This window comes from Streptococcus sp. KHUD_012 (assembly GCF_052588255.1).
This window is the reverse complement of the sequence record NZ_CP159355.1, coordinates 228,101-252,697: the sequence shown is the minus strand read 5'-3', so window position 1 is coordinate 252,697 and position 24,597 is coordinate 228,101. Positions and strand designations below refer to the sequence as shown.

Annotated in this window: 23 protein-coding genes and 3 tRNA genes; 8 read left to right on the top strand and 18 right to left on the bottom strand. The window is 36.4% G+C overall.

The window, feature by feature from the left end; translation table 11 throughout:
• Positions 1-11: 11 nt before the first annotated feature.
• Both mnmA and ABVF55_RS01490 read right to left on the bottom strand, forming a co-directional pair.
• Complete coding sequence (gene mnmA, locus ABVF55_RS01495; protein ID WP_049492732.1) at positions 12-1,133, bottom strand: tRNA 2-thiouridine(34) synthase MnmA; 1,122 nt, start codon at positions 1,131-1,133, stop codon at positions 12-14.
• A 203-nt stretch (positions 1,134-1,336) separates the two neighbouring features.
• Positions 1,337-1,879: a LysM peptidoglycan-binding domain-containing protein gene (locus tag ABVF55_RS01490; RefSeq protein ID WP_023919981.1), complete on the bottom strand. Its 543-nt coding sequence runs from the start codon at positions 1,877-1,879 to the stop codon at positions 1,337-1,339.
• Positions 1,880-2,107: 228 nt separating this feature from the next.
• Here ABVF55_RS01490 and sdaAB point away from each other — a divergent pair, with 228 nt between their 5' ends.
• The 3 genes from sdaAB to ABVF55_RS01475 are packed head-to-tail and all read left to right on the top strand — an operon-like array spanning position 2,108 to position 4,292.
• Positions 2,108-2,779 (top strand): L-serine ammonia-lyase, iron-sulfur-dependent subunit beta, encoded by a 672-nt coding sequence (gene sdaAB, locus ABVF55_RS01485; protein ID WP_003002135.1) that lies wholly within the window; start codon positions 2,108-2,110, stop codon positions 2,777-2,779.
• Positions 2,780-2,788: 9 nt separating this feature from the next.
• The gene (gene sdaAA / locus ABVF55_RS01480; RefSeq protein ID WP_045760056.1) at positions 2,789-3,661 is read left to right on the top strand and encodes an L-serine ammonia-lyase, iron-sulfur-dependent, subunit alpha; all 873 of its coding nucleotides are present in this window, start codon (positions 2,789-2,791) and stop codon (positions 3,659-3,661) included.
• A gap of 1 nt (position 3,662) precedes the next feature.
• Positions 3,663-4,292: an HAD hydrolase-like protein gene (locus ABVF55_RS01475; RefSeq protein ID WP_070505962.1), complete on the top strand. Its 630-nt coding sequence runs from the start codon at positions 3,663-3,665 to the stop codon at positions 4,290-4,292.
• A gap of 24 nt (positions 4,293-4,316) precedes the next feature.
• Here the strand turns inward: ABVF55_RS01475 and ABVF55_RS01470 are convergent, their stop codons facing one another.
• The 8 genes from ABVF55_RS01470 to yfmF all read right to left on the bottom strand — a co-directional run bounded on the left by ABVF55_RS01470 (position 4,317) and on the right by yfmF (position 11,102).
• Positions 4,317-4,967: a LysM peptidoglycan-binding domain-containing protein gene (locus tag ABVF55_RS01470; RefSeq protein ID WP_155168202.1), complete on the bottom strand. Its 651-nt coding sequence runs from the start codon at positions 4,965-4,967 to the stop codon at positions 4,317-4,319.
• Between the two features lie 157 nt (positions 4,968-5,124).
• Positions 5,125-5,922: an energy-coupling factor transporter transmembrane component T family protein gene (locus tag ABVF55_RS01465; protein ID WP_024054768.1), complete on the bottom strand. Its 798-nt coding sequence runs from the start codon at positions 5,920-5,922 to the stop codon at positions 5,125-5,127.
• On the bottom strand, positions 5,915-6,757 hold the full coding sequence (locus ABVF55_RS01460; protein WP_201037411.1) for an energy-coupling factor transporter ATPase: 843 nt from the start codon (positions 6,755-6,757) through the stop codon (positions 5,915-5,917). Before ABVF55_RS01460 ends, ABVF55_RS01465 begins: the two co-directional genes overlap by 8 nt.
• Positions 6,742-7,566, bottom strand: coding sequence for an energy-coupling factor ABC transporter ATP-binding protein (locus tag ABVF55_RS01455; protein ID WP_003010767.1), 825 nt, complete (start codon positions 7,564-7,566; stop codon positions 6,742-6,744). Before ABVF55_RS01455 ends, ABVF55_RS01460 begins: the two co-directional genes overlap by 16 nt.
• A complete protein-coding gene (pgsA, locus tag ABVF55_RS01450; RefSeq protein ID WP_201037410.1) occupies positions 7,567-8,106 on the bottom strand; it encodes a CDP-diacylglycerol--glycerol-3-phosphate 3-phosphatidyltransferase in 540 nt (179 codons plus the stop codon). It lies immediately after the preceding gene.
• 31 nt (positions 8,107-8,137) lie between these two features.
• Positions 8,138-8,545 carry a helix-turn-helix domain-containing protein gene (locus tag ABVF55_RS01445; protein ID WP_201037409.1) on the bottom strand — a complete coding sequence of 136 codons (408 nt, stop codon included), beginning with the start codon at positions 8,543-8,545 and terminating at the stop codon, positions 8,138-8,140.
• Between the two features lie 26 nt (positions 8,546-8,571).
• Positions 8,572-9,846 (bottom strand): EF-P 5-aminopentanol modification-associated protein YfmH, encoded by a 1,275-nt coding sequence (gene yfmH / locus ABVF55_RS01440; protein WP_201037408.1) that lies wholly within the window; start codon positions 9,844-9,846, stop codon positions 8,572-8,574.
• An 8-nt stretch (positions 9,847-9,854) separates the two neighbouring features.
• Positions 9,855-11,102 carry an EF-P 5-aminopentanol modification-associated protein YfmF gene (gene yfmF / locus ABVF55_RS01435; RefSeq protein ID WP_201037407.1) on the bottom strand — a complete coding sequence of 416 codons (1,248 nt, stop codon included), beginning with the start codon at positions 11,100-11,102 and terminating at the stop codon, positions 9,855-9,857.
• Positions 11,103-11,257: 155 nt separating this feature from the next.
• Between yfmF and yaaA the strand changes: the two genes are divergently transcribed.
• Both yaaA and recF read left to right on the top strand, forming a co-directional pair.
• A complete protein-coding gene (yaaA, locus tag ABVF55_RS01430) occupies positions 11,258-11,620 on the top strand; it encodes a S4 domain-containing protein YaaA (protein WP_201037406.1) in 363 nt (120 codons plus the stop codon).
• On the top strand, positions 11,620-12,714 hold the full coding sequence (recF, locus tag ABVF55_RS01425) for a DNA replication/repair protein RecF (protein ID WP_201037405.1): 1,095 nt from the start codon (positions 11,620-11,622) through the stop codon (positions 12,712-12,714). The genes yaaA and recF overlap by 1 nt, the downstream gene beginning before the upstream one ends.
• A 45-nt stretch (positions 12,715-12,759) precedes the next feature.
• Here the strand turns inward: recF and guaB are convergent, their stop codons facing one another.
• Entirely contained in the window at positions 12,760-14,241 is a 1,482-nt protein-coding gene (gene guaB / locus ABVF55_RS01420; protein ID WP_201037404.1) for an IMP dehydrogenase, read from the bottom strand.
• Between the two features lie 143 nt (positions 14,242-14,384).
• Positions 14,385-15,413, bottom strand: coding sequence for a tryptophan--tRNA ligase (gene trpS, locus ABVF55_RS01415; protein ID WP_201037403.1), 1,029 nt, complete (start codon positions 15,411-15,413; stop codon positions 14,385-14,387).
• 205 nt (positions 15,414-15,618) lie between these two features.
• On the opposite strand from trpS, the gene ABVF55_RS01410 reads away from it, so the two are divergent.
• The gene (locus tag ABVF55_RS01410; protein WP_201037402.1) at positions 15,619-17,244 is read left to right on the top strand and encodes an ATP-binding cassette domain-containing protein; all 1,626 of its coding nucleotides are present in this window, start codon (positions 15,619-15,621) and stop codon (positions 17,242-17,244) included.
• Between the two features lie 49 nt (positions 17,245-17,293).
• Entirely contained in the window at positions 17,294-19,861 is a 2,568-nt protein-coding gene (locus tag ABVF55_RS01405) for a YfhO family protein (protein ID WP_201037401.1), read from the top strand.
• A gap of 98 nt (positions 19,862-19,959) precedes the next feature.
• Here ABVF55_RS01405 and ABVF55_RS01400 read toward each other — a convergent pair.
• The 6 genes from ABVF55_RS01400 to rlmH form a co-directional block, all read right to left on the bottom strand.
• A tRNA-Asn gene (locus ABVF55_RS01400) sits at positions 19,960-20,033 on the bottom strand.
• Between the two features lie 8 nt (positions 20,034-20,041).
• Positions 20,042-20,113, bottom strand: a tRNA-Glu gene (locus tag ABVF55_RS01395).
• A gap of 50 nt (positions 20,114-20,163) precedes the next feature.
• The gene (locus ABVF55_RS01390; RefSeq protein ID WP_003009229.1) at positions 20,164-20,922 is read right to left on the bottom strand and encodes a response regulator transcription factor; all 759 of its coding nucleotides are present in this window, start codon (positions 20,920-20,922) and stop codon (positions 20,164-20,166) included.
• Positions 20,919-22,259 (bottom strand): sensor histidine kinase, encoded by a 1,341-nt coding sequence (locus ABVF55_RS01385; RefSeq protein WP_445285411.1) that lies wholly within the window; start codon positions 22,257-22,259, stop codon positions 20,919-20,921. Before ABVF55_RS01385 ends, ABVF55_RS01390 begins: the two co-directional genes overlap by 4 nt.
• 341 nt (positions 22,260-22,600) lie before the next feature.
• Positions 22,601-22,674: transfer RNA gene (locus tag ABVF55_RS01380), tRNA-Arg, on the bottom strand.
• A gap of 42 nt (positions 22,675-22,716) precedes the next feature.
• Entirely contained in the window at positions 22,717-23,196 is a 480-nt protein-coding gene (gene rlmH / locus ABVF55_RS01375) for a 23S rRNA (pseudouridine(1915)-N(3))-methyltransferase RlmH (RefSeq protein WP_373105853.1), read from the bottom strand.
• Between the two features lie 204 nt (positions 23,197-23,400).
• On the opposite strand from rlmH, the gene ABVF55_RS01370 reads away from it, so the two are divergent.
• Positions 23,401-24,582 carry a S1C family serine protease gene (locus ABVF55_RS01370; protein ID WP_445285410.1) on the top strand — a complete coding sequence of 394 codons (1,182 nt, stop codon included), beginning with the start codon at positions 23,401-23,403 and terminating at the stop codon, positions 24,580-24,582.
• Positions 24,583-24,597: the final 15 nt, after the last annotated feature.

The following is a 24,597-nucleotide window of genomic DNA, read 5'->3' as shown; positions in this document are numbered from 1 at the left end:
CCTAGAAAATTCTAAATATACTGACAAACTTTTCCATCCCGATAAGCATTGTCAATCAAGCCACCGCCTAGGCACTCTTCACCGTCGTAAAAAACAACAGCTTGTCCTGGTGTAATGGCTCGTTGAGGTTCTGCGAAAATCACTTCTGCCTTGTCACCTTTAACGTGTACAGTCACCTTGGAGTCAGGCTGACGATAGCGGAACTTAGCTGTACACTCTAATGTAAACTCTTCTGGCATATTTCGTGTAAAGTGAACTTGACTAGCCTGTAAACTTGTTGACATCAATGCTTCATGGTAGAAGCCTTGACCGACATAAAGAATATTTTGACTGAGGTCTTTCCCAACTACAAACCATGGGGCATTGTCTCCACCTTGTTGGCCACCAATTCCAAGCCCACCCCGTTGACCGATTGTGTAATACATCAAACCTGCATGTTCACCCATATCTCGTCCATCGATGGTCATCATTCGACCTGGTTGGGCAGGAAGATAGTTCCCTAGAAATTCTTTGAAATTCTTTTCTCCGATAAAGCAAATCCCAGTTGAGTCTTTCTTTTTAGCTGTTGCTAATCCAGCTTCTTCAGCTAGACGACGAACCTCTGGCTTTTCCAAATGTCCCAATGGGAACATGGTTTTTTGAAGTTGTTCTTGTGACAGCTGGCTTAAGAAATAAGTTTGGTCCTTCCCGTTGTCAACGCCGCGTAACATATGAACAATGCCATCTTCATCACGCGCCACACGCGCATAGTGCCCTGTCGCTACATAATTTGCACCGAGTGTCATAGCATAATCTAAAAAGGCCTTAAATTTGATTTCCTTATTACACATGACATCCGGATTTGGTGTTCGACCAGCTCGGTATTCGGCAAGGAAATATTCAAAGACACGATCCCAGTATTCTTTCTCAAAGTTGACAGAATAGTAAGGAATGCCAATTTGGTCTGCAACCGCTGCTACATCTTTGTAATCTTCTGTAGCTGTACAGACGCCATTTTCGTCTGTGTCGTCCCAGTTTTTCATGAAGATGCCGATGACATCGTAACCTTGTTGCTTTAATAATAAAGCTGTTACAGATGAATCCACACCACCACTCATACCAACAACAACACGTGTTTTCGAGTTATCACTCATAGATTTCTCCCATCTTTTCGTTTCTCACGATTGAAGGTCGTGGTTTGCTTCAACGATTGAAGGTCGTTTTGAGCAGTTACCATTTTAACACGCTTTATATTAGAAAACAAGCATCTTACTATTCTTTTGTTGATCAGGATCGATGGGTTTACAGGCCTGTAAATATAAAAAGAGTCCTATTCAAGAACTCTTTTCATACGAATTTAATACCAGCCATTTGCCAACCAGAAATTTTTAGCTGCTGACCATGATCCATAACGGCTGACAACATATTGATTGGCCACTTTTTCTTGGTTTGCAGGTGATAAATCACCATTCAAATAAGTGATAGTCAATTGGTAACGGCCATAATATTGGCCATTTTGTGCTGTATAACTACCACTTGACTCTTTTTGGGCAATCCATTCCTTAGCAGCTGCATCCTCCGCACTCAAGCCATCTGAAGCAGAGACAGTAGTTGTTGCTTGTGTAGTATCAGTTTTACTAGCAGGAGCTTGCTCCGTGGTTTTCTGCGTTGTATTTGCATCTTCAATCTCAAGAACTTGACCAACTGAGATGAGATTCACGTTACTAATCTTATTTTTCTTAGCAATTGCATCAACCGTTGTGTTCTTCTCTTTAGCAATAGCTGATAAAGTATCACCTGATTTTACAGTATAAGAATCTGCATTCGCTACAATTGGAAGGAAAAGTCCTGCAAGTAAACTAAGTCCAATCATTCGTTTCATCATTTGTTTTTTATTCATTATTATGTACTCCTTTATTGGTATACCTCTATACTACACAAGAAATATTTCATATTTATTGAAATAATGTGTCAAATATTTCAGTCAGATGTTAGAAATACTAAAAATCCAGGATAATATAAATGCTTTAAGCCCCCTTTAAGATTTCTCAGATATTTCGGGAAAAATATAAGAAATCATCAGCCATATCTGATATAATGAAGTAAAGTGATCACAAAGGAGCAGAGCATGAACTCTTTAAAATTCCAATCAGTTTTTGATATTATTGGACCTGTAATGATCGGCCCATCCAGTAGTCACACTGCAGGTGCTGTTCGAATTGGTAAAATTGTTTCTTCTATCTTTGGAGAGGAGCCAAAAGAAGTTGAGTTCCAATTATTTAATTCCTTCGCCAAAACCTATCGTGGTCATGGAACAGATTTAGCCTTAGTAGCGGGCATCTTAGGAATGGACACAGATGATCCTAGAATCCCAGATAGTCTAAAAATTGCACATGAACGAGGCATTCGGATTGTTTGGTCTATTCAAAAAGAAAGCAATGCTCCTCACCCAAACACAACGACTATTACTGTTAAAAATGATCATAAAACGATTTCTGTCACCGGAATCTCAATTGGTGGTGGGAACATACAAGTTACTGAGTTAAATGGCTTTGCTATCTCGCTAAATATGAATACTCCAACCATTATCATTGTTCACCAGGACGTCCCTGGAATGATCGCCCATGTGACAGAAGCTCTTTCTCGCTATGATATTAACATTGCACAAATGAATGTGACGCGGGAAAAAGCTGGAGAAAAAGCGATTATGATTATAGAAGTTGACTCAAGGAGTTGTGAAGCAGCGATCGAAGATATCCGTAAAATTCCTCATCTTCATAATGTCAACTTTTTCAAATAAGGAGTTCATATGTTTTATTCAATTGTAGACCTCGTAGAACAAGCAAGCACGCAATACCAAGGAAACGTCGCAGAGTTAATGATTGCAACTGAATTTGAACTAACTGGTCGTGAACGAGAAGAAGTCCTACGATTAATGACCCGTAATTTAGAAGTGATGATTGATTCTGTAAAGTTAGGGTTAAATGAAAACCACTCTCGTAGTGGGTTAACTGGTGGGGATGCCGCAAAATTAGATCGCTATATCAAATCAGGGAAAACGTTATCTGACTTGACCGTCCTAACCGCAGCGAAGAATGCTATTGCTGTCAACGAACACAATGCTAAAATGGGACTGGTCTGTGCAACACCCACTGCAGGATCTGCTGGCTGCCTTCCCGCAGTTCTCACTGCTGCAACTCAAAAATTAGGGTTAAACCGTCAGCAACAATTAGATTTTCTACTGACAGCTGGGGCTTTTGGTTTAGTGATCGCAAATAATGCTTCTATTTCAGGTGCAGAAGGTGGTTGTCAAGCAGAAGTTGGTTCTGCTTCAGCTATGAGTGCGGCAGCATTGACACTAGCTGCTGGAGGAACTCCTTATCAAGCGAGTCAGGCAGTCTGTTTTGTTATCAAAAACATGCTTGGCCTCATTTGTGATCCAGTAGCAGGACTCGTAGAAGTTCCATGTGTCAAACGAAACGCAATGGGAGCCAGCTATGCCTTCATTGCTGCTGATATGGCCTTAGCAGGTATTGAATCAAAAATACCTGTGGATGAAGTTATTGACGCCATGTACCAAGTTGGTTCTAGTCTTCCGACTGCCTTTAGAGAAACAGCTGAAGGAGGATTGGCAGCAACACCGACCGGACGTAGATTACAAAAAGAGATATTTGGAGAATAACATGCAAGCCTTATTTTTTGATTTAGATGGAACATTAGTTGACAGTTCCAAGGGAATTACAGAGAGCTTTCAACATACATTCGATACTTTGAAGGTTCCTCAACCCGATCTCAAAACCATCCGTAGTTTTATGGGACCACCTTTGATTTCTAGTTTTGAAGCTACTCTTCCTGAAGCTTTGGTAGATCAAGCAGTGACGATCTATCGCCAGTATTATCATGAAAAAGGTCAATACAAATCAACTCTGTTTCCTCAGATAGTAGAAGCTTTGAAAGCATTACAAGACGAAAACATTCCTCTTTATGTAACCACTTCAAAACATGAACCAGTTGCTTTACAGATGTGTCAAGATTTAGGTATCGCTAAATACTTTAAAGGAATTTATGGATCAAATTCAGATCGTATCCACAAAGCCGATGTCATTCGATACGCCTTGTCAAGCAATGACCTTCCAAAAGAGGAGACAGTGATTATTGGGGACACAAAATTTGACCTCATTGGAGGTCAAGCAGTTGGTATAAAAACCATGGCAGTCACTTGGGGATTTGGAGATCTTGAAGAGCTACTTCTTTACTCACCAGATTTTATTTGTCACTCTCCACTTGATATTCTTGAGACATTAAAAAAATAGGTTTACAAATTGTAAACCTATTTTTTAATAACCCCAAGCTGATAAACCTTGTGAGCTATATGCATTGTATGCAGACTGGATTTGATCATCAACTGTTGCAGTTGAACCCCAACCTGGCATTGTTTGGAACAACCCACTAGCACCAGAAGCATTTGCTGCATTTACTTGACCATTTGATTCACGGGCAATAATTGCTTCCCAAGTAGAAGCAGGTACGCCAGTCATTTCAGCCATACGAGCAGCTGCATAAGATCCTTGTTCTCCAGCAGTATTCCCATTTGATAGAACAATTCCACCATTTGTTGATTGTGCAGAAGTCACTGCAGCATTTGCTGCATAAGTTGTTTGTTTTTGAGCAGTTTGTGCTGTTGCAGTTGCTGTAGGTGCACTTTCAGCAGGTTTTGCTTGCTCTTGTGGAGCAACTTTATCAATCATAGATTTTGAACGCTCACCTAACTCAATAATTTGTCCTGCATAGATCAAATCTTCATTGGTCAGATTGTTAGATGCAATAATATTTTCTACTGAAGTGTTATTTTCTAGTGCAATTTTTGATAGAGTATCTCCAGACTTCACTTCGTAAGTTTCAGCATTCACTGTAGCAATACCAGAAATGAAAAGTGATGCTGCTGAAAGTAGGGAAGTGACTGTCCATTGGAACTTTTTACTGTTCATGAATTCTATTCTCCTTTCGAACATAATTCTATCATACACACAAAATGTTACAGTTTATTGTAGAATATATTACAAATGTTACAAGAATATGTGAATTTAATGTAAAAAGCGCTTTGTATAGCGCTTTTTCCTTATTTTTGAACCAATACAACTAGCTCTATCCATTTTTTAGATAAAAAACTATCAACATGAGACACAGAATAACGAGCAATGCTAGGGTATCTTTTACTCCCCACTGCAGAGTCCGATAGCGTGTTCGTCCCTCACCGCCTTTGTACCCTCTCGCTTCCATCGCAATTGCTAATGCATCTGCGCGTTTAAAACTAGAAGCAAATAGAGGAATGAGGATCGGAATAAAGGAACGGATCCTTTTTAATAGATTTCCTTCACCAAAATCAACACCACGCGCCCTTTGCGCATTCATGATTCGATTCGTATCATCTACTAAGGTTGGAACAAAGCGCAAACTCATAGATAGCATTAACCCAATCTCATGAGCCGGAACCTTAATAATTTTTAGTGGTGTAAGGATCTTTTCAACAGCATCTGCTAAACTCAATGGTGTCGTCGTCACTGTTAAAATCGTCGAATAAAAAATAATTAAAATAAATCTACAAAATATGATGGCGGCTTGCATCAATCCTTGGTCGGTTAATTTAAAAAACCACCATTGATACAAAATAGTTCCTTGAGAGGTCGCAAATAATTGAAAAATAGTTGTAAAAGCAATGATAAAAATCATTGATTTTAAGCCTTTAATATAAAAACTAACCGAAATCCTCGTTAGATACATTAAAACAAAAATAAAACCAAAGAGAAGAACATTTGTCTGGATATTATTTGCCCAAAACAGAAGAAATATGAATAAAAACATTGAGAGCAACTTCCCACGAGGATCTAGTTGGTGGATAATGGAGTTTCCAGGAATATACCTTCCCAAAATCATATTATTCATGAAGTAACAGCTCCTTTAGTTCCTCAATTTTGATTGGTAGTCTGTCCAGAGGAAGTCCTCTTCGTTTCAATTGAAGAGCAAAATTCGTAATTTGTGGGACTCCTAATTGAAGTTTTTGTAAATACTCAACCTGTTGAAACACTTCCCTTGGGGATCCGTTTAGGACAAGTTTTCCCGCTTCTAAAGCAAATACAGTATCAGCAAAATTTGCTACATCATCCATCGTATGAGTTACCAGAACTAGGGTCATCCCATTTTTATGTAATGTCTCAAACAGTGCCATCAATTCCTTTCTTCCAGCAGGATCTAGCCCTGCTGTCGGCTCGTCCAATACTAAAATCTCTGGTTCGATAGCTAAAATACCCGCGATCGCAACTCGCCTCATTTGTCCACCAGATAGTTCAAATGGACTTTTATCATAGATAGACTCTTCTAAACCAACGATCGCTAATTTTTCTTTGGCTATTTCCTCCGCTTTGTCCTTAGGTACCCCAAAATTCTGTGGTCCAAAGGCTACATCAGCTAGAACGGTTTCCGCAAATAGCTGACTTTCTGGAAATTGAAAAACCAAACCGACTTTTTTTCTCAGGTACTTCATTTCTTTTGGCTCAGAATGATTATCTAAAACAAAATCTTCAAATTGAATCGTTCCTGTAGTCGGACGCAGTAAACCATTTAGTAATTGCAACAAAGTAGACTTGCCACTACCAGTATGCCCGATGATGGCTGTATAAGATCCATTTTTTATTTCCAAACTAATATCAGAAAGCGCCTGCCCTTCAAAAGGACTTCCCTCTTGATAAGTATAATAGACATTCTTTAAAGAGATTCCCATAGTTGGTCTAATAACTCACTTTCTGTTAGATAATCCTGTTTTAGCGGAAAATGTGAGCTGAGAGATTCTTGAACCTGCTTACTAAAAGGCTTATCTAATCCAATCTCATTCAGATCATTTCTTGAAAACAATTCCCGCGGTGTCATAGAAGACTCTAGTTTTCCTTTTTGAAAGACGAGTGTTCGATCACTTAAGGCAATTTCGGTTAAATCATGGGTAATAGAAATAATTGTTAATTGAAACTTTTTCTGAAGTTCTCTCATTACCGCCATTAGATCCTCTCTACCTTCTGGATCTAACATACTAGTTGCTTCATCAAGGATAATAATAGTTGGTCTCAAGGCGATAATACCTGCTATGGCCACCCGTTGCTTTTGACCACCTGACAAACGAGATGGTTCGCGATCTTTAAACTCCAGCATACCGACTTGCTCAATAGCCTTCTCCACACGTTGAAGCATTTCTTCCCGTGGAATTCCTTGATTTTCTAAACCAAAGGCAACATCATCTTCTACTGTCGCACCAACAAATTGGTTGTCAGGATTCTGAAATACAATCCCAATTTTACTACGGATTTCCCATATGGTTTCACGAGTCAGTTGTTTTCCATCAACGTAAATCTCACCAGACTCAGCTTCCAAAAGGCCATCAATCAGGCGTACAACTGTAGATTTCCCACTACCATTGTGTCCAACAATCGAAAGCCACTCTCCTTGTTTCACGTGAAACGAAACCGTGTCAATTTGATACTCTTCTACTGTTTTATCGTATCGAAAGGATACATTTTTTAGCTCAATCATCTGTTTCATTTATTTAAATGTGTCTTTAAAGAGATAGCTACTTCCCTTAAAGTAGTCGTAACCAGAATAAATTGTGAAAATCAATGCAATATAAAGCAACACTTGCCCCGGAAGTGTCCAATGGCAAAGCAAAAAGATAATGGCAAACATTTGGCTAAAGGTTTTAATTTTTCCTGGCATGGCTGCAGCAAGAACTGTACCACCTGTCTCAACAAGTAGAAGACGCAAACCAGTAACAGCTAACTCACGACAAATGATAACGGCTGCAATCCAAGCAGGAACCATTTTTAATTCAATCATCATGATAAAGGCTGACATGACCAATAATTTATCTGCCATTGGATCGGCAAATTTACCAAAATTACTAACTACATTCCATTTTCGTGCAAGAAAGCCATCTAAATAATCTGTAATACTAGCAATTGCAAAAATAACTGCCGCTACAATATGTCCTAAGTAAGAGTGACTTAAACTTAAAATGGCAATAAAAATAGGAATCATCACAACCCGAAATAATGTCAATGCATTAGGAATATTTTCTTTTTTCATACTTCCTCCAAAAAATAAACTATCTTTACATCTATTTTACAGATGCTGTAAACTCATAAAAATATACGATATAAATCACAAAGCCAAGAATGGCAAAACTAACTAGTAGATAATACAGGATTGGTAACCAGCTCGCTTTCTGTCTTACTTTTCTTGAATGAAGCTCTTCATCATCTACAAGTATTTCTTCATCAAATAACAATTCTTTTCCTTCGCGAAAAGCTGTCAATAGGATGGACTCATCTAATCCCAAAGCCCATGCTAACTTTTTAAGATAGATCTGAGCGTAAAAGGGACTCGGTAATAGATCAAACTCATCGTTTTCCAACGCTTCTATATAAGGAATTTCAATGGCTGTCTTATTTGACACATCCTGTAAACTTAAGTGTAAATTTACTCTTGACAGTTTTAACACTTGACCAATCGTTCTCTTCTTCATGTTTTCCCTTCTTGATACATTGTTTACTACTTTTGAAAAATCATATAATCAACCATCTCAGCCTGGTCGATGAACTGACGCCCTAATTTGATGATATCTTGTAAACTAATACCTTGTAAAATCTTTGGAAGATCATAAGAAGTGCTACCGTCTGAAAAATATTCAAACTGAGTGGCACTATACTCAAGCGAATTTAAACCTTGTAAGAAATCACCAAACATTTCGCTTTTAATCGTATCCAAATGTTCTTGATTCACATCTGGATCCTTCTCAAATTGTTTGATCGCTGACCTAAATTGATGAGATAAGGACACCGGTTCTTGAGTATCCATTGTCAAAATAACGAAATGAAATAATTCCTCAACCTCGACTTCAAGTGTCAATGAGTTGTCAATTTTCCCAGCTTCATATAAACTTTGAAACCGTTGCGAAGTCCAACCAAACATCATCGAAAATAGTAATTTCAACATCAATTTATAACGAAATTTTTCCTCTTCCTTAATGATATCATTTCCTCGAATTCCAATTGCCAACTTCGGAGTAACAACTTCCATTCTACAAGATTGATTCAATTTTACTTCATTTTTTTCTACAGGAAAACGTTCTAACTCCACAGATGGATGAGGAGGAACTAGATCATATTTCTTTACTACTTGCAATACTTCATCAACATCAAAGTTTCCGATCACTAATAAGTGCATTTGAGAGGGATGATAGAATAGATCAAAGTTTTCACGGAGATTATCTATTGTAATGTCAGAAATAGACTCCCTAGTCCCAGCAATATCATCTGCTAACGGTGTTCCAGGATATAAATTTTCTAAAGCACCAAAAAATAATCGATAGTCTGGACTATCTTGGTACATTCCAATTTCTTGTTGAATGATTTCTCTTTCCTTAGATACAGATTTTTCTGTAAAGGAAACCTTTGAAACCATCTCCAATAACAATTGAATATTTTCAGGGACTTTTGAAGTTGTTGAGAAAAGATAACTTGTCTTTGTAAAGCTTGTAAAGGCATTACTTTCCGATCCTAAATGAACGAATTTTTTTAAATAATCTTGACCATTTTCATCTTCAAATACTTTGTGTTCTAGAAAATGAGCAATTCCTGCAGGATATTGCCTTTCATGACCATTCACTAGAATTCGTGTATCCACTGAGCCAAACTTAGTTGTGATTATTCCATAGGTTTCATAATAATCTTCTTTGGGAATTAAATGAATAGTCAACCCATTTGACAAGCGTGTAAAGTAAACTTGCTCACCAACTGATTCATAATATTTTTCTTTAATTTTCAATCTTTACACTACTTTCCTTCCATAAAATAAACAGACTGTAAATTAATTGTTTTTGCCACTTCAATAATTTCTTCTCTACTAACCTTATCGATGGATTCTAACCACTCTTCTAAAGAAAGGACTTTCGTTCCTAGGATCGTTTTCAGATATTCCCTTTCAATCAAGGTATTTTGCCGATCCTGTGCTAATAAGGTCGTATTCACCAACATTTCTTTTGTCAATTGAAGCTCTGACTCTGTAAACTTGCCTCGTTTTAAATCATTCAACTGTCTCATAATCAAGGTCATTACTTTCGTACGAGATTCCTTATCAATGCCTGCAAAAACTCTCATAAAGCCTGTAAAAATATCAAAATGGCTAGAGATGGTATAAGCAAGTCCTTCTTTCTCACGAATTATTTGAAAAAGTCTCGAATGCGAGAAAGCTCCCAGCATCCCATTTAATACAACTAGGGGGATATGGAGAGATTCTCCATACTGGGTAGAAAAATGATAACCTAATTCTAAAATAGATTGTTGGTTTTGTTTTTGCTCTAACTTTTCTCTAACAACATTTGTAAAAGGTTGTTGATAGTTGACAGACAAATTGTTATCACGTGGCTTGAATTCAAACTGGTTCACTCGATCCACAATAGCGACCTCATTAAAATCGCCTATGAAAAAGAAGTCAATGTTATCTAATTGGAGCATCTGATGAAACTGTTCAAGAGAACTTTGAGCTGTCTCTTGTCTCGCTAAATCAACTTTCCCCAATCTTGACATCCCGATTGTTTCGTCTTCAAAAAATAGTTGATTCAATTGCCCATGTGCATAATAATAAGGCTCTTCAATTTCTGACTCCAAATCGGAAATCGTATTTTTCTTTTCAACGTCAAATGTATCACTGCCAAAATGATCTTCTACTACCAAAGGTGAAAAGAAGATAGTTTCTATAATGTCCAAAACCTCATCAGTAAGCACATTTTTCTTGCTCAAAAAGTCATCGCGCACAAAGGAAATATTCAAATCAACATAATGAACACGCCCCCTCTTAGAGACTGAGGTGGACAATTCTACCCCGTATAGACTCGCTAATTTTTCACGGAATAATTGTGAAGTTGGATATTTTTGATTTGCAGTTTCCATCATACAGGCTACTAAAACACGCGCAGCCACGGTATTTTCATCTAATGGCGATGAAAAACGGACCTTAATTTTATTGGTTTTAAATTTTTTTGATTGAAGAAAGTGAAGATTCACGCCCTTTACTAATTCCATTTTCATCCTCGTTCTACTCAATAGTAACTTTCATTATAACATGAAATCACACTAAAATCCTAATTCAAACTGTGAAAAAGCTCCTCAAATCACTCAACATTCTCTACCCTAGAAAAACTAAAAATATGGTATAATAACACGCAAAGAGGTGAACTATGAATTACAAATTATTTGATGACTTTATTACATTACAAGCAATCTTAAAAGAACTCGGTATTATACAGAGTGGTGGTGCAATCAAAGCCTTTCTTCAAGAAAAAGAAGTCTTTGTTAATGGTGAATTAGAACAACGGAGAGGCCGTAAACTTCGTGTCAATGATCAAATTGACATTCCTGAACTGAGCATTACTATCACCATTCTTGAACCTTCTCAAGAAGAAATAGAAGAGCATCTTAAAGAGAAGGAAGAAAAGGAACGTGTTGCTAAACTTGTCAAGCAACTCAATCAACAACAAAAGAAACAACCGACAAAGACTAACAAAAAAGAAAAAGCAATTCGCTTTCCTGGTATCTCGTAATGTGGTTAAAACAGTTATCCATTCAACATTTTCGTAATTATCAAGAACTTGAAGTCGAGTTTCATCCTGGATTAAATATTTTCCTAGGTCAAAATGCTCAAGGAAAGACCAATATTCTCGAATCAATTTATTTTCTAGCTTTAACCAGAAGTCATCGAACACGAAATGATAGAGATCTCATCTATTTTGAATCCACCGATTTTAAAGTTTCTGGTCAATTACAAAGAGAAACTGGGCCCCTTCCATTAGAAATTTCCTTGACACCAAAAGGTCGGATAACTAAGGTAAATCATTTGAAACAAGCCAAATTATCAAACTATATTGGCCATATGAATGTTGTCCTTTTCGCACCCGAAGATTTGCAACTGATCAAAGGATCACCTGCAGGGCGTCGAAAGTTTATTGACATTGAATTAGGTCAGATGAAACCTCTCTATTTATCCGACTTATCTCAATACAACCATGTACTGAAACAAAGAAACAGTTATCTAAAAAATTCGGAAAAAATTGATGCTACATTTTTGGAGGTCTTAGATTCACAACTAGCTAGTTTTGGAAGTCGCGTCATCCATCATCGGCTTGAGTTTATTAAGAAATTAGAAGCTAAAGCAAAAGAAAAACACACTCGACTTTCTGACAACAAAGAAGACCTATCGATTCAATATCAGCCAACTGTTTTTTCTGAAGAAGGAAATGATATAGAAGAGCAGTTTCTCTCTATGTTGGAAAAAAACCGTCAGAAGGATATTTTTAGGAAAACAACAAGTATTGGGCCTCACAGGGATGATTTGGCATTTTTTATCAATAATATGAATGCTACCTTTGGTAGTCAAGGCCAGCATCGAAGTGTTGTTCTCTCTCTAAAATTAGCAGAAATCGAATTGATGGAAGAAATCACAAGAGAAAAGCCTATTTTATTACTTGACGATGTCATGAGCGAACTTGACAATTATCGTCAACTTCAACTACTTGAAACCATCTCTAATAATATTCAAACATTTATTACAACGACCACTCTCGATCATTTAAAAGACCTGCCTGAAGAGTTGAAAATTTTCACTGTTCAAGCCGGTCATATCAAAACAGCATCTTGACAGAATTGTCAAGATGCTGTTATTTTTGTTTACAAATGTGTAAATTTATTGTGCTGAGTAGTTAGGAGCCTCGTTTGTGATTTGCACATCATGAGGATGGCTTTCTTTCAATCCTGCACCACTCATTTCAACAAATTGTGCATGATCATGTAAATCTTGAATGGTTGCTGCACCAACATACCCCATACCTGAACGAATACCACCGATCATTTGGAAGACCATATCTGCTACAGAACCTTTATAAGCAACGCGTCCTTCAATTCCTTCAGGAACCAATTTATTGGCTTCATTGACAGATCCTTGGAAGTAACGGTCGCTAGAACCTTTCTTCATTGCTGCAATAGATCCCATACCACGGTATGTTTTAAATTTACGACCTTGGAAGATTTCTGTTTCACCTGGTGCTTCATCTGTACCTGCAAGCATTGAGCCAAGCATAACCGCATTTCCACCAGCTGCGAGTGCTTTGACAATATCTCCTGAATACTTGATACCACCATCAGCAATGATCGTTTTTCCATATTCACGAGCTACAGCGGCTGCATCATAAATAGCAGTAACTTGAGGGACACCAACCCCTGCAACAACACGAGTTGTACAGATTGATCCTGGACCAATTCCAACCTTAACTACGTCTACCCCTGCATCAAATAAAGCACGCGCACCTTCAGCTGTTGCAATATTTCCTGCAATCAAGGTACGATCTGGGAAGTGAGCACGAATTTCTGCGATCTTACGAAGAACACCTGCAGAATGTCCATGTGCAGTATCAATGACAATAGCATCTGCACCTGCTTCAAAAAGTGCTTCTGCACGTTCAAAGGTATCTGAAGTAACCCCTACAGCACCAGCTACAAGCAAACGACCAAATTCATCCTTAGCCGCATTTGGAAACTCAATAACTTTTTCAATATCTTTAATTGTAATCAAGCCAGAAAGACGACCATTTTCATCTACCAATGGTAATTTTTCAATACGGTGCTCTTGTAGAATACGTTCAGCTGTTTCTAAATCGGTTCCAACCGGTGCAGTCACCAAGTTTTCACTTGTCATATGATTTGAAATGGGTTGATTGTAATCAGAAATAAAGCGCAAGTCACGATTGGTAAGAATACCAACTAATTTACGATGTTCAAGTGTTTCAACAACTGGAACACCACTGATGCGGTATCGTCCCATCAACTCATTTGCTTCTGCAATTGTATGAGAAGGTGTCAAATAGAATGGATCAATAATAACCCCATTTTCAGAACGTTTTACTTTGCGTACTTCATCTGCCTGTTGCTCAATTGACATGTTTTTATGGATCACACCAAGTCCACCAGCACGTGCCATTGCAATTGCCATTTGACTTTCTGTCACTGTATCCATTGCGGCAGTAATGATTGGGATGTTCAAGCGTAAATTACTTGCTAATTGTGTACTTAAATCTGCATCATTAGGCAATACGTGACTTTCTGCTGGAATCAAAAGCACGTCATCGAATGTAAACCCTTTTTTTAAAAACTTTGTGTCCCAATTAGACATTAGCTGGATCCTCTTTTCTTTTTATTTGAGCAAGGCTCGAATTTTTATTGTTAATATCATACCATTCTATCGTAATTTGTCAATCATTTATTGGTAAATTATCAATGAACAGTAAAGAAATGTTCGCTATTACTGAAGTCGTTTTATTTTTTAAAATAGGTAATTCCCATCGCAGATTTTACTTCATCCAGTGTTTGAGCTGCTACATTTCGAGCGCGCTCACTTCCTTTTTCAAGAACAGAGTAAACTTCCCCCATATCCTTTGCAAACTCAAGGCGTCTTTCACGAATTGGTCTTAATTCACGATCTAAAATTTCTAAAAGATATCGTTTGGTCTTTACATCACCAAGTCCACCACGTTGATAATGTTCTTTCATTTCTGCAATTTCAGCTGCATCTTCTGGACGGCCAAATACATCCAGGTAATGAAATACCATATTTCCTTCAATTTTTCCTGGATCCTCTACTTTAATATGATCAGGATCAGTATACATACTCATCACTTTTTTCTTTAAAGTATCTGCATCATCAGCTAGGTAAATGCCATTATTCAACGATTTAGACATCTTAGCATTTCCGTCTAAACCAGGTAAGCGCCCTGCTGCTTCATTTTCAGGATAAATCCCTTCCGGTTCCACCAAAGTATCTGTGTTGTATGCATGATTAAAGGAACGAACAATCTCACGAGTTTGTTCAATCATTGGCTTTTGGTCATTTCCTACAGGAACAAAATTCGCTTTAAAGGCTGTGATATCGGCTGCTTGCGAAATAGGGTATACCAAAAATCCTGTAGGTATACTCTCACCAAAACCCTTTTGAGAAATCTCGGTTTTTACAGTTGGGTTTCTTTCAAGTCGCGCCAAAGATACAAGATTCATGTAATACATGGTCAATTCCGCTAATTCAGGAATCTGACTTTGAATGAAAATCGTAACTTTTTCAGGATCTAGTCCAGCTGCAAGATAATCCAAGGCAACATTACCAATAGATTCTACAATCGTTTTTGGATCTTTTGCATGGTCTGTCAAAGCTTGCTGGTCTGCTAGGAAAACAAACATATTATACTCGTCTTTATTTTGTAACAAGACGCGATTTTTTAAAGAACCTACATAGTGGCCAATATGGAGTTTTCCTGTTGGTCTATCTCCTGTCAGAATGATGGGTTTTGTCATACTCTTCTCCTTAATCGTTATCCCTATCATTATAGCACTTTCTAGTTGAAAATGTTAGTCTATCCTCTATGTTTGTAAGGAATTAACACTTTACTAAACTGTCAATTTCGTTTACATAGTTGTAAAAACAAATTGACAGTAAAAAAGTTGAATTTTCCCCTATTTTCTAGTAAAATGAAGACATTATAGAAAGAGGAGAAAATCATTGCTTACAGTATCAGACGTCTCACTACGTTTTAGTGATCGAAAATTGTTTGACGATGTCAATATCAACTTTACAGAAGGAAATACGTACGGTCTCATCGGTGCCAACGGTGCTGGAAAGTCAACCTTTTTAAAAATTTTAGCTGGAGATATTGAACCAACAACTGGTCATATTTCTCTTGGCCCTGATGAACGTTTGTCTGTTTTGCGTCAAAATCACTTTGACTACGAAGACGAGCGGGTCATCGATGTTGTCATTATGGGAAATGAAAAGCTCTACAACATTATGAAAGAGAAAGATGCTATCTACATGAAAGAAGATTTCTCTGATGAAGATGGTGTCCGTGCAGCTGAACTTGAAGGTGAATTTGCCGAACTTGGTGGATGGGAAGCAGAAAGTGAAGCATCTCAATTGCTTCAAAATCTAAATATTTCAGAAGACCTTCATTACCAAACTATGAGCGAGTTAGCCAATGGGGATAAAGTGAAAGTTCTCTTAGCTAAAGCCCTTTTTGGTAAACCAGATGTCCTTCTTTTGGACGAGCCGACCAATGGATTGGATATTCAATCCATTACCTGGTTAGAAGATTTTTTGATTGATTTTGAAAATACGGTTATCGTTGTATCCCATGACCGCCACTTTTTGAACAAAGTCTGCACCCATATGGCGGATCTTGACTTTGGAAAAATTAAACTTTACGTCGGAAACTATGATTTCTGGAAAGAATCTTCTGAACTTGCAGCAAAATTACAAGCAGATAGAAATGCAAAAGCTGAAGAAAAAATTAAACAATTACAAGAGTTTGTCGCGCGTTTCTCAGCCAACGCTTCAAAATCAAAACAAGCAACTTCGCGTAAAAAAATGCTTGACAAGATTGAACTTGAAGAAATTGTTCCCTCTAGTCGGAAGTACCCATTTATCAACTTTAAGGCAGAACGAGAAATTGGTAACGATCTCTTGACAGTTGAAAATCTTTCTGTCAAGATTGATGGAGAAAAAATCCTTGACAATATCAGCTTTATCTTACGTCCTGGTGACAAAACCGCCCTTATCGGACAGAACGATATTCAAACAACCGCTTTGATCCGTGCATTGATGGATGATATTGAATATGAAGGAACTGTCAAGTGGGGAGTTACAACTAGTCGATCATATCTACCAAAAGACAACAATCGTGATTTTGCAGGTGGTGAAAGTATTCTTGATTGGCTTCGTCAATTTGCAAGTAAAGAAGAAGATGACAATACTTTCCTTCGTGGTTTCTTAGGACGTATGCTCTTTTCGGGTGACGAAGTTAACAAGTCTGTCAACGTCTTGTCAGGGGGAGAAAAAGTTCGTGTCATGTTGTCTAAATTGATGCTCCTCAAGTCAAATGTTCTTGTACTAGATGATCCAACCAATCACTTGGATTTGGAGTCTATTTCAAGTTTGAATGATGGATTGAAGAATTTTAAAGAATCGATTATCTTTGCTAGCCATGACCACGAATTCATTCAAACACTCGCCAACCATATTATCGTTCTTTCAAAAAACGGCGTAATCGATCGTATTGATGAAACCTATGATGAGTTTCTTGAAAATGAAGAAGTTCAAGCAAAAGTGAAAGAACTTTGGAGTCAATCATAAAAATAAAGAGCCCTGAAATCATTATTTCAGGCTCTTTCAGTAGAAATATATGAATAAAACAAAGCTAAAAACATCCCTTTTTATAGTATCTTCTTTCCTGATTCCAGCTATCATGATGTTCTTTATTTACCTCTCACAAGGAATTTACTGGAACAGTGATACATCCCCCTTATTAGGAGATGGTTATCATCAGTATGTCATTTTTGATACCACACTTCGAAATATTTTACATGGGACAGATAGCCTATTTTACAGTTTTCAAAGTGGATTAGGTATTAATTTCTATGCACTCAGTAGCTATTATCTAGGAAGTTTCTTTTCTCCTCTTGTCTACTTTTTTAATGCACAATCCATGCCGGATGCTGTTTACCTCATCACTCTTCTTAAATTTGGAGCTATTGGGTTAAGCACTTATATTAGTTTACATGGAATGTTTTCTAAAATTCCTAGATCCCTGGTTCTTACCCTTTCAACATCATTTGCTCTTATGAGCTTTGCTATCAGCCAAATTGAAATCAAAACTTGGCTAGATGTTTTTATCCTAGCACCATTAATTCTTTATGGATTCAAAAAACTCATTTACAATGAGGGAGAGATTCTCTACTTTATCAGCTTAACCAGCTTGTTTATCCAAAATTATTATTTTGGGTTTATGATGTCTATTTTTCTCATTTTATGGTACTTGACACAACTATCATGGGACATCAAAGGAATTGGAAAACGCTTCTTTCATTTTGTGATTGTATCTCTTTTATCAGTTATAACAAGCCTTGTGATGTTATATCCAACCTTCTTGGATTTACGCACTCATGGAGAAAGTTTTTCAAAGGTTGACAGTATCTTTACAGAAAAAAGTTGGTATCTTGACGTATTTGCAAAAAATTTCATTGGAAGTTTTGACACTACTAAATATGGATCAATTCCAATGATCTACGTGGGATTATTTCCACTTCTTTTAGCGATTACCTTTTTCTTTGTAAAGTCGATCAAGTTTCACGTGAAACTTTCTTACTTTATACTTTTGACCATTCTTATTTTGAGTTTTCGTTTTCAATTATTAGATCTCCTTTGGCAAGGTATGCACGCGCCAAATATGTTTCTTCATCGATACTCTTGGATCTTTTCTTTGACGATTATTCTGATGGCAGGAGAAGTACTAAATCGAATAGAGGAGATCACTTGGATTCGTTTTAGTCTTGCTAATTTCCTCCTTATTCTAGGATTTGGAGCAACTGTCCTTTACAGCAGTCACTATAAATTTTTAGATGCAGTCAATTTCATTGTTACTTTTGAATTTTTAATTGCTTTCTATTTGGTCTGTTTAGGATTTATCCTAAAAAAGATACCGCCTAGACTTTTCTATCTTTCAATCCTGTTTTTCTCCATCTTTGAATTATCGGTGAATAGTTATTATCAAATGGAAGGAATTGCGAATGAATGGGTCTTTGCTTCTCGGTCATCCTACGAACGAGACTTAAAAGCCATCCAATCCTTAGTAAGAGAGAAGACAGACTCTAATTATCGGACTGAGATTTTACAGCCACAAACGGGCAATGATAGCATGAAGTATGGTTATAATGGAATTTCTCAATTTTCATCTGTACGAAATACGGATGCTAGTTCGACATTAGACAAACTTGGATTTAAATCTGAAGGAACCAACCTCAATCTTAGATACCAAAACAATTCTATTTTAATGGATAGTCTATTTGGTGTTCGCTATAATTTAAGCCAACAACCTGTTCAAAAATTTGGATTTAAAGAGATTGCAACCAAAAATGGAGTCTCACTTTCAGAAAACGAATATGCCTTACCAATCGCCTTTCTGTCAGCAAAACCTTATAAAAATACTTCCTTTACGAATTTGACACTGGATAATCAGACACGATTCATCCATCAAATCACAGATGAAAAATATAAATTTTATAAGAAATTAAATATTCTCTCGCCTACTTCACAAAATACTACATCTTCGTTGCAAACTGCAAAAATTGAAGAAGATAGTCATCTTTCCTACGCAAGTATTCAATATGAAGTAACGGTTCCTGCCCATAGCCAACTATATGTCAATGTTCCAAATTTACAATTTTCAAACGATGATCGAAAAGATATTGAAATCAGCTACAATGGACAGACCCAACGCTATACCATTGATAATGCCTTTCCATTCTTTTCGATTGGCCATTTTGACACAGAGGAAACAGTTACTATTCGTATGAGTTTTCCAGAAAATTCGACAGTCTCTTTTGATACACCAGAATTTTTTGCTCTGGATCTTGACCAATACACACAAGCTATCGCTAGCATTCGTCAGCAAGAAGTTGCTATTCACAAAAAGAAAAACAAATTGGTAGCAGCCTATAACGCAAATAGAGACACTACCCTTATTTTTACACTCCCTTATGATAAAGGCTGGTCAGCTAAACAAAATGGAAAGCCTATCCAAATTCATCGCATCCAGAAAGGATTGATGGGAGTTCGTGTTTCAAAAGGATCCGGAACAGTCACCTTAACATTTGTTCCCAAAGGCTTCATTGAAGGACTCATTGCCTTTTTCGTTGGAATCATTCTCTTTTTCCTCTACGAATGGAGACAAATAAAAAGACGAAAAAGCTAAGGAATCTAACCATCGTTCACTTATAAATAAAAGGCTAGGATAGTCATTATCCTAGCCTTTTTCAAAACAAAAAAACACCCAAATGGGTGCTATACTAGCTCCGCCAGTAGGACTCGAACCTACGACATCATGATTAACAGTCATGCGCTACTACCAACTGAGCTATGGCGGAATGAGATATAGTCCGTACGGGATTCGAACCCGTGTTACCGCCGTGAAAAGGCGGTGTCTTAACCCCTTGACCAACGGACCATATATTCATTAACAGAACATATCCCATTATATCAAAATTTAACTAATTGTCAAGCACTAAATTCTAAATTTTGCTCTTCAATTAATTTTTTGGCACGTTTGATATTGCTTCTTGAGATTGGACAAGAATAGCCTTCTTTCAACAGTAGCTGTTTCTTTTTCTTATCCATTCCAATGATCATACTTCTATTCACGATAAAAGATTGATGGGGACTGAAATATCTCTCCTCCACATCTTTCTCCAAGACATCTGATAAACTTCCCGCAATTTCTTTTTGAAAATTTTTCCCAACTAAGTTCAATTTATAAGCCGAACCAACAGTTTCAATATAAAGAATATCCTTAAATGGAATTTTTATCTTTTTATCCTTAAAGTCATACTCAAAATAATCTGTCAAATCATCATTTCCAATTTGAATAGTTGTCAGGTACTCAATACACTCCTTGATTTTTAATCTAAATAAATCTTCATTCAAATTTTTATCAATAAAATCTAAGGCAGATACTTTATAACGATAGGTAATTGAAGCGAATTCTGATTTTGTAGTAATAAAAACAATAATGGCATAAGGATTTGCTTCTCGTATTTTTTGAGCAATTTCCAACCCACAATACTCATTGTCTTGGATATGAATATCTAGAAAATATAATTGGTGGATATCCGAATGCTGGATATAATTTTCAAATTCCGAAATTTTACCGGTAGAAATCACTTCAAGTTTAATTTCTAATTCCTTAGCAATTTCTGCAATATGTTTTTCTACCCGTATCTGTTGAGAGAGCTCATCTTCTAATAAAAAAATCTTCATTCTTGTTCGTATCCTCCAATCTTCAAAACTTGTAAAAAACGATTTCCTTGCAATTCCGTTTCTAAAAACATCGTTCCATAATTTGCTAAGATTTTTCTCACATTATTTAATCCTAGTCCTCTATTTTCTCCTTTTGTCGAATAGCCTTCTTCATATATTTTTCTAATATCAAAAGTGATTTCATTTGTTGTATTATGAATCACTAAGTAAACAATTTTTGAAATAGAGAAAATAGCAATATGAACTTTCTTTTCTTCTGCTTCTTTTGAAGCTTCCAAAGCGTTTGTCACTAGAATCCCAACGATTCTCACGATATCTAATAAATCAACTGGTAGTTGCTCGATTGGTTCACTCGTTTCAAAGGTCATCTCTACCCCAGCATCTCTTGCATCCAACCAGCCTCGAATCAAAATACTTCGTAAAGCAGAATCTTTGATATTGACCAAGTTGAATCCTGATAATGCTTCTGTATTGATCTCTTTATAACCTTTTTCCAATACTTCTCTATGGATTCTCTGTATTTCTGGAATATTTTCTTCCTCAATGGCTAATGACATAGAAATAACTAAATTTCCCAAATCGTGACGAAATCCCCTAACAATAGAATAGAGACTTTGAATTTCAGCCATATACCGACTCATTTGTTGCTCAGAAAATTCTTTATACTCCAGTTCTAAATTTTTACGATACTGATCTCGCTCGATTTTCATATGGAATAAGCTGACTACAAAAGAGAAAAAACAAATCGTTGCCAACATGCTCCCAAAATTTTTATATTGCGCTTGTTCACTAATCCATAAAGCAAAATTAATCACTACAAATATAGCAAAATAAACACAGATGAGTCTCTTTAAATATTTTTCAAATTCTTTCTCATAAAAAGGAGTGAAATCAAATTCAAATAAGTCAATTAACTTCAAAATGATTCCTAAAGAAAGCAAACGAATACACATATTGTAGACAATCGAGTAAGCTGCTACTAAAGCATCTCCCAACACTGAAGAGACAATTATCGTCAGAAAAGTTGCTGTTCCTTCAACCGCTAAATAAGTAAAAAAAGAATAAAAAATGGCGCACAAGCGATTCGTCCGATTGGCATAATGATAATAAGGATATAAATAAACCGGCCATAAAAGCATATTTAAATCAGAGAGTCGAATATTTGAAAATAAAGTCACATCTAAAAATACTAAGAGACTTTCAAAAAGAAGAACAAAGGTGCTCAGCAGAAAGATAAATGCAAATTGATGTTCCTGATAGATTTTTTCGTCCACTAATGCAAACGTCAGAACAATGATCCCTCCTAAAAGAAAAGATAAGACTAATGACTGAATCACACAAACTCTCCCATTTTGTTTTTTTTCTATTTTATTATACTCTAGTATTATTATAAAAAAATAAAATTTTATATACAAAAAATTATAATATAAAATAGCCTAAAATTAAAGGGAAACGGTAAAATTGTAATGTTTTTGTTACATGAATGAAAACTATTTTACAAAATTTATATAATCTACACTTTGCACTATATAGGGATTGTTAGTTCTTTTTTAAAATATTCCTAATAAATCATTCCATTACTATTTATCTATAGTGAAGTATACAAAAATTAATAGATAATGAAAATTTATACATTTTACAAAAAAAGAAAAGATGCAACAAAAACTGCATCTTCATTTGATCCCAGCAGGATTCGAACCTGCGACCGTTCGCTTAGAAGGCGAATGCTCTATCCAGCTGAGCTATGAGACCGAACTTACTTCATTTTAGCAGAAAAAGGAAGGAGCGTCAAGGTTATTTATGGTAAGGACTCCCTTGTTGAATCATGAAAGCACGATAGATTTGTTCCACCAACACTAATTTCATCAACTGATGAGGAAGAGTTAATTGACCAAAGCTCATTAATAGATTTCCTCTTTTTTTCACTTCAGGAGACAGACCAAGACTGCCTCCAATAACAAAAGTAAGGTTTGAATAACCAGATGTCATAATCTGGTCGATCGTTTGACTAAATTTCTCTGAAGGAAATTGTTTTCCTTCAATAGCCAGTACAATCACATATTCTTTATCTGAAATTTTAGAGAGAATTCGTTCTCCCTCTTTTTCAAGGATTTGTTGATTTTCGAGTTGACTAGCACGATCTGGAGTTTTTTCATCAACTAACTCAACCTGTTCTACTTTCGCAAATCGAGCAAGCCTTTTAATATACTCCGCGATCCCATCTTTTAAGTATTTTTCTTTTAATTTTCCAACGGTTATCAATTTTATTTTCATTCTCCTATTGTAGCATAATTCTTTAATTCCACAAATAATCCACAGATACAGAAAGGAAAGCTGTTCTATAAAGTCCTTTTTAAAGCTATTTCTAAACTAAATGTTACAAGTTATCCACAATTTGTGGATAACTTTAATTATTTAAGTTATAATTAAGAAAGTTTGTCTATACTCTAGACAATTTGATAGCCTTAGGAGGAAAATATGAAATCTTCATCTAATTTACTGAAAAAAGTTGTGAACATAGCCCTCATTTTTGTTGTGGGTTTACTAGGTGGAATTCTTGGAACCTTTTTAATATTACAAACAACCCATTCTTCTACTTCCAATACTGAAAGTAAACAAGTCCACTCAACCACTGTTAAAACAGCCTATAAAAATACGACCTCAACTAGTGAGGCCGTCGATAAAGTAAAAAATGCTGTGGTTTCTGTGATCACTTATTCTGATTCTTCGAATCAAGGATTGTTTGAAAAAGAAGACAATTCAGACTCACAAATTTCTAGTGAAGGTTCTGGCGTCATTTATAAAAAAGAAGGAAAATATGCTTACCTTGTTACCAATACCCATGTGATCAATGGTGCAAAAAAAGTAGATATTCTCTTAGCAGATGGTAATAAAGTCCCTGGAGAAGTAGTTGGATCAGATGTCTATTCCGATATCGCAGTCGTTCGCATTAGTGCGGATAAAGCAACGGCAGTAGCTGAATTCGGAGATTCAAACCAATTAACGGTCGGTGAGACTGCGATTGCAATCGGTAGCCCTCTTGGAACTGATTATGCTAATTCTGTTACCCAAGGAATTATTTCTAGCCAAGGTCGCAATGTGAAATTGAAAGCCGATAATGGACAAAATATCTCTACACGCGCCTTACAAACAGATGCTGCCATCAACCCAGGGAATTCTGGAGGTCCATTAATCAATATTCAGGGACAAGTCATCGGAATTACCTCAAGTAAAATTTCAAATAACGGACAAACTTCAGTAGAAGGAATGGGTTTTGCAATTCCTGCAAATGATGTTGTCAATATTATCAAACAACTAGAAGAAAAAGGAAAAGTGGTTCGACCAGCTCTTGGAATCCAAATGATGGATTTATCTAATCTTTCAACTTCTGATTTAAGCCAATTAAAACTTCCTGAAAAAATCTCTGGAGGAGTACTGGTTCGTTCAACACTTGAAAATATGCCGGCTTCAGATAAATTGCAACGCTATGATGTGATCACAAAGATCGATGATACAACTATCGAGTCAACTGCAGATTTACAATCTGCCCTCTATTCTCACCAAATCAATGATACAATCAAGGTCACATTCTATCGTGATGGAAAACAACAAACAACTTCTATCAAGTTGACAAAATCAACTGAAGATCTAAGCGATTAACTTTCACTTTCTTGA